Annotated in this window: 9 protein-coding genes; 4 read left to right on the top strand and 5 right to left on the bottom strand. The window is 71.9% G+C overall.

The genetic code is table 11. The features are described from left to right. Positions 1-26: 26 nt before the first annotated feature. Positions 27-1,034 carry a LacI family DNA-binding transcriptional regulator gene (locus tag SSP29_RS41055; RefSeq protein ID WP_089106140.1) on the top strand — a complete coding sequence of 336 codons (1,008 nt, stop codon included), beginning with the start codon at positions 27-29 and terminating at the stop codon, positions 1,032-1,034. A 149-nt stretch (positions 1,035-1,183) separates the two neighbouring features. Here the strand turns inward: SSP29_RS41055 and SSP29_RS41050 are convergent, their stop codons facing one another. Genes SSP29_RS41050 through SSP29_RS41040 form a run of 3 tightly spaced genes read right to left on the bottom strand, consistent with a single transcriptional unit; the run spans position 1,184 to position 6,969 of the window. Continuing rightward, complete coding sequence (locus SSP29_RS41050) at positions 1,184-2,722, bottom strand: alpha-L-fucosidase (protein ID WP_089106045.1); 1,539 nt, start codon at positions 2,720-2,722, stop codon at positions 1,184-1,186. Between the two features lie 16 nt (positions 2,723-2,738). After that, positions 2,739-4,589, bottom strand: a complete 1,851-nt coding sequence (locus SSP29_RS41045) for a glycoside hydrolase family 20 protein (RefSeq protein WP_089106044.1) — start codon at positions 4,587-4,589, stop codon at positions 2,739-2,741. Then, positions 4,582-6,969: an alpha-L-fucosidase gene (locus SSP29_RS41040; RefSeq protein WP_089106139.1), complete on the bottom strand. Its 2,388-nt coding sequence runs from the start codon at positions 6,967-6,969 to the stop codon at positions 4,582-4,584. Before SSP29_RS41040 ends, SSP29_RS41045 begins: the two co-directional genes overlap by 8 nt. A 255-nt stretch (positions 6,970-7,224) precedes the next feature. On the opposite strand from SSP29_RS41040, the gene SSP29_RS41035 reads away from it, so the two are divergent. Beyond that, positions 7,225-8,568, top strand: a complete 1,344-nt coding sequence (locus tag SSP29_RS41035) for an amidase (RefSeq protein WP_089106043.1) — start codon at positions 7,225-7,227, stop codon at positions 8,566-8,568. 121 nt (positions 8,569-8,689) lie between these two features. Here the strand turns inward: SSP29_RS41035 and SSP29_RS41030 are convergent, their stop codons facing one another. Both SSP29_RS41030 and SSP29_RS41025 read right to left on the bottom strand, forming a co-directional pair. Continuing rightward, complete coding sequence (locus tag SSP29_RS41030; RefSeq protein ID WP_089106042.1) at positions 8,690-9,988, bottom strand: HAL/PAL/TAL family ammonia-lyase; 1,299 nt, start codon at positions 9,986-9,988, stop codon at positions 8,690-8,692. Between the two features lie 59 nt (positions 9,989-10,047). Beyond that, a complete protein-coding gene (locus SSP29_RS41025; RefSeq protein WP_089106138.1) occupies positions 10,048-10,629 on the bottom strand; it encodes a TetR/AcrR family transcriptional regulator in 582 nt (193 codons plus the stop codon). Between the two features lie 101 nt (positions 10,630-10,730). Between SSP29_RS41025 and SSP29_RS41020 the strand changes: the two genes are divergently transcribed. Both SSP29_RS41020 and SSP29_RS41015 read left to right on the top strand, forming a co-directional pair. After that, a complete protein-coding gene (locus tag SSP29_RS41020; protein WP_089106041.1) occupies positions 10,731-11,714 on the top strand; it encodes an aldo/keto reductase in 984 nt (327 codons plus the stop codon). 100 nt (positions 11,715-11,814) lie between these two features. Next, on the top strand, positions 11,815-12,705 hold the full coding sequence (locus SSP29_RS41015) for an MBL fold metallo-hydrolase (RefSeq protein WP_089106040.1): 891 nt from the start codon (positions 11,815-11,817) through the stop codon (positions 12,703-12,705). Positions 12,706-12,711 lie beyond the last annotated feature (6 nt).

Genomic DNA, 12,711 nt, shown 5'->3' with positions numbered 1-12,711 from the left:
AACGCGTCCCCGCGCGGCGGCCGACGATGAAAGACATCGCGCGTCGCGCCGGAGTCTCCGAGAGCGCGGTCTCCTTCGCGCTCAACGGCCGCCCCGGGGTCTCCGAGACGACCCGGGCCCGGGTCCACCGGGTCGCCGAGCAGCTCGGCTGGCGCCCCAGCACGGCCGCCCGCGCCCTCTCCGGCGAGGGCGCGGCCACGGTCGGCTTCGTCCTCGCCCGCCCCGCGCACTCCCTGGGCGTGGACTCCTTCTTCCTCCAACTGGTCTCGGGCATCCAGGAGGTGCTCGCCGAACGCCATCTCGGTCTGCTCTTCCAGATGGCGGAGGACGTCGCCGACGAGTGCGCGGTCTACCGCCGCTGGTGGGCGGAGCACCGCGTCGACGGCATCCTGATGGTGGACCCGCGGGCCGACGACCCGCGCCCCGACCTGCTCGACGAACTGGGCCTGCCCGCCGTGGTGATCGGCGGCGCACCCGACGACCGGCACCCGGGGCTGTCCACGGTGTGGGCGGACGACGCGGCCGCGATGGCGTCGGTGGTCGACGAGTTGACCGGTCTCGGCCACCGGCGCATCGTCCACATCGCCGGCCTGCCCGGCCTCGCGCACACCCAGCGCCGTATCCGCACCCTGCGCGCCGAGGCCGGCCGGCGCGGCCTGGGCGAGGTCAGCTCGGTCACCACCGACTACTCGGACGCCGCGGGCGCGGCCGTCACCCGCCGCGTCCTGCGCGCGACCCCGCCCCCGACGGCCCTGATCTACGACAACGACGTGATGGCGGTGGCCGGGGTCGCGGCGGCGGCCGAACTCGGCTACGCGGTGCCGGACGACGTCTCCGTCGTCTCCTGGGAGGACTCGGCCCTGTGCCGCATGGTCAAACCCTGGCTCTCCGCCCTCTCCCGCGACAGCACGGAGTTCGGCCGCACGGCGGCACGGGAACTGACCGTCCTGCTGGACGGGGGTGCCGCACGCGCGGTGCGGGTGCCGGTGCCCCGGCTGACGGTTCGGGGCAGCACGGCACCCGCCCGCGCCTGAGCGCTCCGCTGGGAGTGCCGCGATGTGCCGTCTGTCGACTGCGGCGCCGTCGTGGCTGGTCGCGCCCACGCGGCGGTAGCCGCATATCGGATACGGCCCCGCGCCCCTTCGGGGCGCTGCCGAACCGCAGCGGACTTCACCGGACCCGCCTAGACCGACGACCGGAGCAGCGCGAACTCCGCGAAGCGCACCGCGGCCCGGGCCGCCGTGACCCGCACTCGCCAGCGCCGTGCCCGTACCGGTTCCGCGAGTCGCAGGATTCTGCTCGCGCCGACCGTTCCGGCTGCGGCCACCTGGGTCCAGGAGCCCGCCGCGTACGCCTCGACCACGAACCCCTCCACCTGTTGCCCGTACCCGATGTCCTCCGCCAGTCGGACCCGGTCCACCTCCCGCTCCCGGCCCAGGTCCACGGTCACGCCGCCCGGTGTCACCGAGCGGCGCGCACCCCGCGCCAGGTCCGCGGGCAGTTCCCGGTCCACCCGTTCCCGGAACTCGCGCAGCCGGGTCACGTCCGTGGCGTGCAGCAGACCGTCCGTGTCCGGTGGGACGTTGAGCAGCAGGACGGCGTTGCGGCCGACCGAGCCGAAGTAGATCTCGGTCAACTCGTCGACGGATTTGGGATGTTGGTCCGGGTGGTAGAACCAGCCGTCCCTGATCGACACGTCGCACTCGGCCGGCCACCACTGGAGGTAGGCGGTCTTGGGCCGGGCCGCGACCAGCGCGGTCCGGCTGCCCTCGTCGGCGGTGTCGTAGGACAGGGCCCAGTCCGTGCGCCCGTACTGGTTCTCCTTGACCGGAATGACACTCCACTCGTCCTCGCGGGCGAGGCCGCCCTCGTTGCCGACCCAGCGCAGGTCGGGGCCGGTGACCGCGATCGCCGCGGCCGGGGCGAGCGAGCGCACCAGCGTGTACCAGCTGTCCCAGTCGTAGTCCTCCACCTTGTCCGGCGGGATGTGGCCCTGGGCGCCGTCGAACCAGACCTCGTCGACCGGGCCGTACTCGGTGAGCACCTCGTAGAGGGTGTTGAGCATGTGGGCGCCGTAGTCGGTGGCGTCGAGGGTGAGGAAGCGGGACGGGGAACGGTCGTCGCCGTCCGTCAGTGTCGGGATCGGGCGGGGAGCCCGTGCGCTGCCGTTGGCGTAAACGCCGTGCAGGTACTGGTTCTCGTCGGCCGGGGAGAGGTAGACGCCGACTTTCAGGCCGTACCGGCGCATGGAGTCCGCGAAGGAGCGCAGTACGTCGCCGCGCCCGCCCTGCCAACTGCTCGATGCCACGGTGTGGTCGGTGTACCGGGACGGGTAGAGGACGAAGCCGTCGTGGTGCTTGACGGTGAGGATCGCCAGCCGGAAGCCGCCGTCGCGCAGGGCGCGGGCCCACTGGTCGGTGTCGAGGCCGGTGGGCCGGAAGACGTCCGGGTCCTCGTCGCCGGTGCCCCACTCCAGGCCGGTGAAGGTGTTGACACCGAAGTGCAGGAAGGCGGTGCGTTCCAGGGCCTGCCAGGTGATCTGCCGTGCGGTGGGGCGGACTTGTGATGCCTTGCGGACCAGGTCGGCCTCGGTGTCGTCGGGGCCGACCGGGATGCGGGAGAGGTCGGTGTCCGCGGTCGCGGCGGCCGGGAGGGCCGGAAGTCCGGCCGTCATCGCCACGGCCGCCGCCGAGGCGACGAAGACGCGTCGTGAGAGGTCCATGCGGGTGCTCCTCGGGTCAGGTGAGGTGCCAGAGGGCGGGGGTGTGCTGGTCGGGCGGGTACTGGACCACTCGGCCGCCGTCCGTCACGGTCAGCGCCATGCGGGTGATCGCGTTGATCAGGTGGTAGCCGTTCGCCGTGGGGTCCAACTCCCAGCGCTGCACGGTGTTCTGGCCGTCGCACGGCTCCCAGGTCGCCGCCACTCCGGGCTGGAGCGGGGCGTTCAGCGTGAGCTTGCCGCCGCGTATCTCCAGGCAGCCGCCGGCGCCGCGCAGGGTCGCGTAGCCGTCGGCGGTGCGCAGGACCTCCGCCCGGTAGGACACCCCGTCCGCCCGGAAGGTGTACGTCCCGTCCGGTACCGGCACCTCGGTCAGGTCCCGCAGGCCGGGTGCGTGTCCGACGGCCGTGCCGCGTGCGGTGAACTCCGCGTAGGTGGCGTCGGGATGGGGGTCGCCCCAGGTGGCCTGGGCGATGTGGCGCAGGGCGGGCCACAGTTCGACGGCCACCTCGTTCTCGGTCTCGCCGCTGCCGTTGTCCGGCCAGAGGCTGATCTTCGCACCGGTGATGCCGTCGGCGGAGGTGAGTCTCTCGCCCTCGAAGGAGCGCGGGTCCCAACTCTGGTCGTACAGCGCCTCGGTGTCGCTGTGGAAGCCGCCGCGGACGAGGTAGAGGGAGTAGGACGCGTTCATCACCGCATAGCCCTGGGCGATCAGCCGGCTGGGTTTCACCGCCACGTTCAGCCAGTGTTCGACGGTGGTCCCGGCGGCCACCGGGACGGTGTTGGCGCCGGTGAGGCCGTCGTTCCAGATGCGCAGGTGCCGGCCCTTGCTCGCCGCGTAGGCCTGGACGCGGTTGACGAAGTCGACGTACGCGTCCTGCGGGGTGGCGTTCGGGCCGTACTTGTCCTGCGCGTACTTCAGCATCTGCGGGTACTTGGCGTAGTCGGAGCCGAGCATGTACTCGTCGGCGCCCATGTGCCAGGACCTCGCGGTGAAGACCTGGGCGTACTCGTCCATCAGGCTCGTGTAGTAGGCGAAGGCGGCCTGCTGGGTGACGTCGAGCCGGGCGGGCTGCTTGGCGCCGTCGGAGTCGGTGAGCTGGAGGTCCGGCCGGTTCTCGATCCACGGGTCCATGTGGCCCGGGGAGTTGATCTCGGGGATGATCTCGACGTGGTAGCGGTCACCGAGGGCGACGAGATGCCGTATCTCGTCCTTGGTGTAGTAACCCCAGGTGTTGGCCTCGGGATGGGCGTCGCTCTTCACCTTCAGCTCCAGGAGCAGCTGGTTGAGCTTGTGGTACGCCATCTCGCGGACCAGGTTCTCCAGCCAGGGCAGGGAGACGTGGATGTAGCAGGCGCAGACGCCGACGCCCCGCTCGCGGAAGCGCGGCACGTCGGTCGTGTGCCCGGCGGGGATCCGGTCGCCCTGGGCGAGCAGCTGGAGCAGGGTGCGGGTGCCGTAGAAGGCGCCGGTCTCCGTCGCGCCGGTGATCGACAGCCGACGGCCGGAGCCGAGTTCGTAGCCCTCGGTGCCCAGCGTGGGCCGCGTCGACGGGCGGACGTCGATGACGATGTCGCCGGGGCGGGAGGCGCCTGCGACGACCGGGACCACGCCGTGTCCGGCGGCCCGGAGGTCGCCGGCAAGGGTGTCGGCCACCTTGCGCTCGGCCGCGTCGGAGGCGACAAGACGCGTATCGAAGCCGAACACGTAACTCCCGTTCGAGGGAGTCCAGTTGGTCAGCGCGGGCACGGTGACCGGCGTGGCCGCCTGCCGCCCCTGCGGCACCGCCGCGGCCGGTGCCGCCGCCAGCAGGGTCAGCGCCGCCGCGGCCCCGAGGAGCCGCGGCAGCCGCTGTCCGACCTCACGCATGCCACTTCACCTTGAACACCCACACATGCTGTCCCGCCCTGCGGGCCGCCTCGGGCACGTCGATCACCAGGGCCCCGTCGGCGACGGTCCAGGTCAGCGGCCGGCCGTGGCCGAGCATGGTCACCTTGTCGCCGGTGCGGACCGGCACCGGGGCCTCGACGGTGAGCTTGGCGCCCGGCCGGGTCAGGGAGTGGATGTAGAAGGCCTCGTTCGGGCGGACCGTGAACCGCAGGTCGTCGCCGAGCTGGGCCATGCGCGACCAGTACGTGGTCCCGTAGATCGCCTCGCCGTTGACGGCGAGCCAGGCGCCGGTCTCGCGCAGCCGGGTCTGCATGATCTCCGGGATGGTGCCGTCGGCGCGCGGGCCGATGTCGAGCAGGAAGTTGCCGTTCTTGGAGACGATGTCGACGAGGCTGTGCACGACCTCCTCGGCGGTCATGTAGGAGCCGTCCGGGGTCGCCTGGTTGTAGCCGTAGCTGCGGGGGTCGAGGCCGCGGCTGGCCTCCCACTTGGCGACCACCGTGTCGGCGTACGTCGTGTACTCCGGCGTCGTGTAGTCGTGGAACCCGATGCCCGAGCGGTCGTTGACGGTCACGTCGATGGGGCGGGCCCGGTTCTTGGCGTGGTTGAAGTACTCGGCGAGGACATGGACGCTGTCGTTGTCGCCGCCGATGTCGCACCAGATGATCTCCGGGTCGTAGCCGTGGACCAGTTCCAGCATCTGCGGGGCCTGGTAGTCCCGCACGAAGTCCTTGCCCGCGGTGTATCCGGTGTACGGCAGCGGATCCAGGGTGTAGGGGTTGCGCGGGGCGTGGCCCATCCACGGGCTGTCGGGGTTGAACCACTCGGGCATGGAGAAGTAGAGGCCGCGGTGGAGTTCGGGGGTGTACCGCCGGGAGGCCTCGAACAACTCCCTGACCAGGTCCCGCTTCGGTCCCATCTTCACCGCGTTGCGGTCGGAGACCTTGGTGTCCCACAGGGCGAAGCCCTCGTGGTGCTTGGAGGTCAGCACGTGGTACTGGGCACCGGCGTCCCGGAACAGCTCCACCCAGGCACGCGGGTCGAACTTCTCCGCGGTGAAGCGCGGAATGAAGTCGTCGTAGGCGAAGTCCGTCCCGTAGGTGTCCCGGTGATAGGCGTACGTCGGGTTGTTCGGGTCCTGCATCTGGTCCCAGTACCACTCGGCGTACTGCACCCCGACCGGCGCCCACGCGGGCACCGCGTAGACGCCCCAGTGGATGAAGATGCCGAACTTGGCGTCGTTGAACCAGTACGGCGCCCGGTGGCCGGCCAACGAAGACTCGGCGGGCTGGTAGTCGGCGGTGCCGAGCGTCAACGTGCTCTTGTTCGCGGCGACTTGCGTGCCGCGACCGTGCACGCTCACCGTGCCGTCCTGCGCGGTGCCGGGGGCGGTGCCCGTGCGGTTGCGGACGCCGACGTGGACGCGTGCCTGTTCGCCGGGGTCGAGACGGCGGATGCGGGCGGGCTCGACGGTCCGGGCGCCGGGGACGTCGACGCGCACGGACACCGCGTCGCCCGCCAGGATCGCGACGGTGCCCGCGTTGACGACGGTGGCCTCGACGCTCTGGGCGCCGGAGGCGTCGAGCAGGGAGTTGGTGGAGCGGGCGTCGCGCAGGGTCAACGCCCGTCCCTGGGCGACCGGCTGGAGGGAGAGCGCGAAGACATGCAGGGCGGTCCTGCCGGCCTCGGCCGGGTTGGTGACCGGCAGGGTGAGGGCGACGGCCTCGCGCTGCGGGTCGATCCACACCTCGGAGGTGCCGATACCGACGCTGTGCGCGTCCTTGCCGCCGTCCGGCTGGTAGCGGTACGGCGCCGACAGCGATCCGCCCACCCCGTACCAGTCGCCGCCGCTCAGACCCGCGGTACTGGTCGTGCCGTCGGCGTAGTGGACGGTGGCCGTGCCGGAGGCGTTGCCGTAGCTGCCGGAGGTGAGGAAGACGGCCGACAGGTAGCGGCCCTGCGGAAGGTCGACGCGCTGGCCCAGCGCGACAACGTTGTTCTTGGCGCCCGCCGTCGCGGCGGGGAAGTCGAAGGGGACGCCGTCGACCTCGATCCGGCCGGCCGGGAGTTCCTCGCCCGGGAACGTGTAGCCGGAGCCGTCGAAGTCACCGCCCCGGGCGGCGGCGGTGTCGATGCCGTCGTTGTCGAACAGGGAGTCGAGCGGTACCGGGATCGGCACGGGGACCGGAACCCAGGACGACGCGGCCGCCGCACCGGCGGTTCGCCCACCGGCCGGATCGGCGGCGTGTGCCGCGGCCGTCGCGGCGTGCGCCTCGGCCGGCGCGGCGAGGGGCAGGGCGGCCGCTGCGACGGCTCCCGCCGCGACCTCCAGAACCTGACGTCTTGGGTAGGGAGACATGCTCATGAGCGGCTCCATTCATCGGATGTCTGATGATTGAGCGGGCCCAGGAGCCTGTCAATGGGGCGTGCACGGACGGGAGTTGAGCCAGTCGTCGGATGATCTGCGAAAGGAGCACGGACCTCGGCGAGCGGTCCGCAGCACACCGGTTCACCGTCTCCGGGTGCGGGGGCTCTCGACGCGAAGCCCGCGGCGGGGCAGAGTGCCCTTTCGTACCGACGAGTAAGCAGCTTTTCCGCACCCCGAGGAGCGCCCGTGACCAGCTGGGCCGGCCGGACCGCCGCCGAGATCGCCGCCGCCGTACGCGAGAAGCGGGTCACTCCCCGGGAGGTGGTCGCCGGGCATCTGGAGCGGATCGCCCGCCTCGACGGGCGGATAGGCGCGTTCCGCAAGGTCCGGGGGGACGCGGCGCTGGCGGAGGCGGACGAGCTCGCGGCCCGCGCCGACCTCGCCGAACTCCCCCTCGCCGGGGTGCCGTTGGCGGTGAAGGACAACCTGGCGGTGCGCGGCGAGGCGCACCTGGACGGTTCGGCCGCGATGCCGGACACGCCCGCCGACGCGGACCATGTCACCGTGGCGCGGCTGCGGGCGGCGGGCGCGGTGGTCATCGGGCTGACGAACGTGCCCGAGCTGTGTGTCTTCGGCACCACCGAGGGGATCAACGGCATCACCCGCAACCCCTGGGACACCGGCCGCAGCGCGGGCGGCTCCTCGGGCGGCAGCGCGGCCGCGGTCGCCGCCGGGCTGGCACCGATCGCCCTCGGCAACGACGGCATGGGCTCGCTGCGGATCCCGGCGGCCAACTGCGGTCTGGTCACCATCAAGCCGGGGTTCGGCGTGGTGCCGGCCGGGATCGGCAACGGCGACTGGTTCGGCATGTCGGAGAACGGCCCGCTGGCGACCACGGTGGCGGACGCCCGGCTGATGCTCGCGGTGCTGGCGGAGAAGGAGTTCGAGAGCGCCGGGCAGCGCACACCGCGGAAGATCGCCGTCTCGCTGCGCAGCCCGCTGGTCGGCGTGACCGTCAGCAAACCGTATACGAACGCGGTGACGGAGGCGGCCGGGCTGCTGGCGGGCACCGGGCACGAGCTGCGGCGCGCCGAGCCGCCGTACCCGGTGTCGATCGGTGTCACCGCGATCCGGCACTGGACCGCCGGGACGGCCGTGGACGCGGCCGGCCTGGACCCCGCCCTGCTGGCCCGGCGGACCCGGGTGCACGCGGCCATCGGGCGCCGCTTCCTGCGCGGGGTCCAGGCCGGCGACGCCCGCGAGCGGCTGCGCGCCCGGCTCGCCCCGTTCTTCGCCGAGCACGATGTGCTGCTCACCCCGGCCCTGGCCCGCCGCTCCCCCCGGGCGGCCCCCTGGCACGAGCGGGGCTGGCTGCGCAACGCCCTGGCCGGATCCAACTACTCCCCTCTGACCCCGGCCTGGAACCTCACCGGCTGGCCGGCCATGTCGGTCCCGTTCGGCACACTGCCCTCGGGCGCCCCCTGCGCCGTCCAGCTGGTGGGCCGGCCGGGCTCGGAGGCGGTCCTGCTGGAGGTGGCCCAGCAGCTGGAGACGCTGCGTCCGTGGCAGCGGACGGCGCCGGTCGACTGAACACTCACGTGGCAGCGCCGTCGTTCGTCCGCGGCGCCGTCGTGGCCGGTCGCGCCCACGCGACGGTAGCCGCACATTCAATGCAGCCTCGCGCCCCTACGGGGCGCTACTTCACCCGACCTCACGGCGTGAGTAGCTCGTCGAGTGCGCCGGAGCGGATCAGGTCCACCACGGCCGCGATGTCCGCGTCCATCCGCCGGTCCGTGTCGACGAACGGCGCGCGGGCCCGGATCAGCTCGTGGGCGGCCCGGGTCCGCGAAGCCATGAGCTCGGCCCCGCGCAGGTCCAGCGCCTGGCAGGCGGTGAGCAGACGGATCGCCGCGACCTCCTCCACCAGCCCGATGACCGTGCGCGCGTCACGGGCCGCGATCGGCGCCATGCTGACCTTGTCCTGGTTGTGGGCCTCGGTGGACCGGGAGAACACGCTGGCCGGGTTCGTGCCCTTCAGCGCCTCCGCCGTGACGGCCGAGCACGCCAGCTGCATCCCCTTGAAGCCGTGGTGCAGGCCGGCCTCCCAGGAGTCCTGCTCTGCGGGGACGATCAGGTTGGGGGTGAGCCCGTTGTTGAACTTCTCGTCCACGAGGAGCTCGACCTGGCGGTCCAGCAGGTCCGCGATGTTGGCCACGGCCGTCCTGAGCGAGTCCTTGGCCTGGACCACGTGTCCGCCGTAGAAGTTGCCGCCGCTGTGCACGGTGCCGCCGGCCACGTCGAACAGCGGGTTGCCGTTCGACGAGTTGATCTCGGTGCTCAGCCATCGGGTCACCCAGGTCGCGGTGTCGATCAGCACGCCGATGACATGGGGTGCGCAGCGGATCGAGTAACGGTCCTGGATGCTGCGGCGCAGGTGCTGGAAACCGGCCTCGTCGAGCGGGTCGTTGAGGTCCAGCACCTGGCTGTGCGGGAGGGCCAGCCGGGAGTCGGCGAGCAGCCGCGCGATCAGCTCGGCGCCGGCGAGTTGTCCGGGGTGCGGCTTCGCGTCGTGGACGAACGCGGCGAAGTGCCCCCGGTTGCCCAGCAGCGCCTCGGAGGCCATCGCCGTGCACAGGGCGGCGACCGAGGCGAGCCGTTCGGCGGCGACCGTGGCCAGGACGGCGAAGGCGGAGCTGAACGAAGCTCCGTTGATCACGGCCAGCCCGTCCTTCGCCTCCGGCACCAGCGGTTCGAGCCCGAGTTCACCGAAGACCTCGGAGGCCTCGCGCACCCCGCCGCGGAACCGGACCCGGCCGGATCCGGTCAGCACGGAGGCTATGTAGCACAGCGGGACCAGGTCGCCGCCGGCTCCCACCGAGCCGCGTTCGGGGACGACCGGCAGCACGTCGTGGCGGAGCAGGTCGAGCAGGCGCTCCACGACGACCGGGCTGACACCCGAGTTCCCGCGGCTCAGGCAGTTCGCCCGGATCAGGACGGTGGCCCTGACCACCTCGTCCGACGCCTCGGGCCGGTGCCGTTGAGGGGGTCGATGCGGCTGTGACCGGAGTACTACGGCAGCTTCGGCTCGGTCATCCGGCGGGCCGCCTCGACGACCGCCGCACGGTGCAGGGCCAGCCGCTCCTCGGGCCAGGACTCGCTGACCTCCTTGGGGTCGACGCCCTCGGCGGCCCAGAACCAGGCCTGGGCCGCGGCGAGCACCATGGTCAGGAGGTCGTCGGGGGCCATGGCCGGATCGAGGTCGCCGCGCTGCTGCGCCTCGGCCACCAGGGCCGCCTTGTTCCGGAAGGCGTCCTGTTCGAGTCCGGTGGCGGAGGGCCGCTCCAGCAGCTTCCACAGTCGCAGGCGCATCAGGTCCGGCCGTGCGACCAGGTGGTCGAAGATCGCGCCGGCGTATCCGGACAGGTTCTCGACGTCGAACGGCACGGACTCGGCGCCCGCCGTCATCGCCCGTCGCAGCACCTCGTCGAAGAGCTGTTCCTTGTTGCCGAAATAGACATAGATCAGTCGCTTGTTCGCCCCGGCGGCCTCGGCTATCCGGTCCACCCGGGCACCGGCGATGCCGTAGGCGGCAAACTCGCTGAAGGCCGCGTCGAGCAGCCGGGCCTTGGTGGCGCTGGAATCCCGTGACATGACCACCACCCTAGCAAGTAACTATCCAGTTATTGACATCGGCGACGGGCGGGCCTACGGTCTAGGTATCTATCCAGTTAGTTATGGAATTGAGGAACCTCATGGAACAGCGCGCACTGGGCGGCCAGGGCCTGACCGTCGGCGTCCAGGGCCTCGGCCTCATGGGTATGAGCGTCTTCTACGGCGCCACCGACGAGACCGAGTCGCTGGCCACCGTCGACCGGGCGCTGGAGCTCGGGGTCACCCTGCTGGACACCGCCGAGAGCTACGGCCCCTTCGTCAACGAGCAGCTGCTCGGCAAGGCGCTGGCCGGGCGCCGGGAGTCCGCCGTGGTCGCGACCAAGACCGGCGTGGAGATCACCGACGACGGCCGGGTCGTCGGCCTCAACGGCACGCCGGAGTACGTGCGCCACGCACTGGACCGGTCGCTGCGCCACCTCGGCACCGACCACGTCGACCTCTACTACCTGCACCGCATCGACCCCAAGGTGCCGATCGAGGAGACCGTCGGCGCCCTGGCCGAGTTGGTCGCCGAGGGCAAGATCGGGCACATCGGTCTCTCCGAGGCCTCCGCGCAGACCATCCGGCGCGCCCACGCGATCCACCCGGTCGCCGCCCTGCAGATCGAGTACTCCCTCTTCGAGCGCGGTATCGAGCACGACGGCGTCCTGGACACCCTCCGGGAGCTGAACATCGGCCTGGTCGCCTACTCCCCGCTGGGGCGCGGCTTCCTGTCCGGCGCGATCACCAGCCCCGACGACTTCGCCGCGGACGACTGGCGCCGTACCGACCCGCGCTTCCAGGGCGAGAACTTCCGGCGCAACCTCGATGTGGTCCGCGAGGTCCGCCGGCTCGCCGCCGACAAGGGCGTCACCCCCTCCCAGCTGGCCCTCGCCTGGGTCCAGCACCAGGGCGCGGTCGCCATCCCCGGCACCAAGCGCCGCCGTTACCTGGAGGAGAACGTCGCCGCCACCGAGGTCACCCTCACCGCGGACGACCTCGCCGCCATCGAGGCGGTCGCCCCGCACGGCGCGGTCACCGGCGAACGCTACGCGCCGGAGCACATGGGGACCCTGAACGGCTGACCGCCGGCGCCTCCCCCTGCCCTCCGAAAACCCGAAAGCCGCCACAGCACTTCCAGAGCACTCCAAGAGCACTTCACCAGCACTTCAAAAGGTCATCACCATGCCTCAGCCCGCCAAGCGGTCCCGCATCACCGTCGGCGACACGACGATCACCTACCTCCCCGACGGTTTCGGCGCCCACAACCCCGACACCCTGTTCCCCGGCGTGGACTGGACGACGCACCCGGGCCACCTGGAGGACGGGCAGCTCATCCTCACCTTCGGCTCGTTCCTGATCCAGGCCGGGGACCGGAAGATCCTCGTGGACCTGGCCGCCGGGAAGATCGACGTGGACGTCCCCGGAATCGCCCATCTCGAAGGCGGCGAGCTGCTCCGGAACCTCGCCGCCGAGGGGCTGTCCGCCGACGACATCGACACGGTCGTCTACACCCACCTGCACCTCGACCACGTCGGCTGGACCAGCGACGTCGCACCGCTCCCCGGCGCCCCGGCGACGGCCGCGCCCACCGGTCTCACCTTCGGCGGCGCCCGCCACCTCATGTCCGAGGCCGAGTGGCAGTACTGGACGACCAGGGAGGCCGCGCTGGGCGGACCGGACCCCGAGGCGGTGCTCAAGCCGCTCCAGGGCGTCGTCGAGTTCGTCGGCAGCGGCGACCTGCTCGCGCCCGGGGTCACCGTCGAGGCCACCTCCGGACACACCCCCGGCCACCTGGCGGTCGTCGTACGGGACCCGTCGGGCCGCGGCACCGAGGAGGTCTGGATCGTCGGCGACGTCCTGCACTCCCCCGCCCAGATCGCGGACCCCGATCTGGCCTTCGCCTCCGACGTCGCCCCCGACCAGGCCCGGGAGGTCCGCGACCGGCTGCTCGGGCGGCCGGACACGGTCATCGCGGCCGGGCACTTCACGGACGACGTGTTCGGCCGTGTCACCCGGGCCGGAGACACACACGTCTGGACCCCCGTCGGCGACTCGCCGGCTTCCTCCCGGTGATCCGGC

Source organism: Streptomyces hyaluromycini (assembly GCF_002217755.1).
GTDB lineage: Bacteria > Actinomycetota > Actinomycetes > Streptomycetales > Streptomycetaceae > Streptomyces > Streptomyces hyaluromycini.
This window is presented reverse-complemented; position numbering and strand designations above follow the sequence as displayed.

Excerpts from the sequence above, each read along its gene's own strand:
- SSP29_RS41025 (WP_089106138.1), bottom strand. The coding sequence starts at position 10,629 with ATGTCACGGGATTCCAGCGCCACCAAGGCCCGGCTGCTCGACGCGGCC.
- SSP29_RS41020 (WP_089106041.1), top strand. The coding sequence starts at position 10,731 with ATGGAACAGCGCGCACTGGGCGGCCAGGGCCTGACCGTCGGCGTCCAG.
- SSP29_RS41050 (WP_089106045.1), bottom strand. The coding sequence starts at position 2,722 with ATGGACCTCTCACGACGCGTCTTCGTCGCCTCGGCGGCGGCCGTGGCG.
- SSP29_RS41015 (WP_089106040.1), top strand. The coding sequence starts at position 11,815 with ATGCCTCAGCCCGCCAAGCGGTCCCGCATCACCGTCGGCGACACGACG.
- SSP29_RS41055 (WP_089106140.1), top strand. The coding sequence starts at position 27 with ATGAAAGACATCGCGCGTCGCGCCGGAGTCTCCGAGAGCGCGGTCTCC.
- SSP29_RS41040 (WP_089106139.1), bottom strand. The coding sequence starts at position 6,969 with ATGTCTCCCTACCCAAGACGTCAGGTTCTGGAGGTCGCGGCGGGAGCC.
- SSP29_RS41045 (WP_089106044.1), bottom strand. The coding sequence starts at position 4,589 with ATGCGTGAGGTCGGACAGCGGCTGCCGCGGCTCCTCGGGGCCGCGGCG.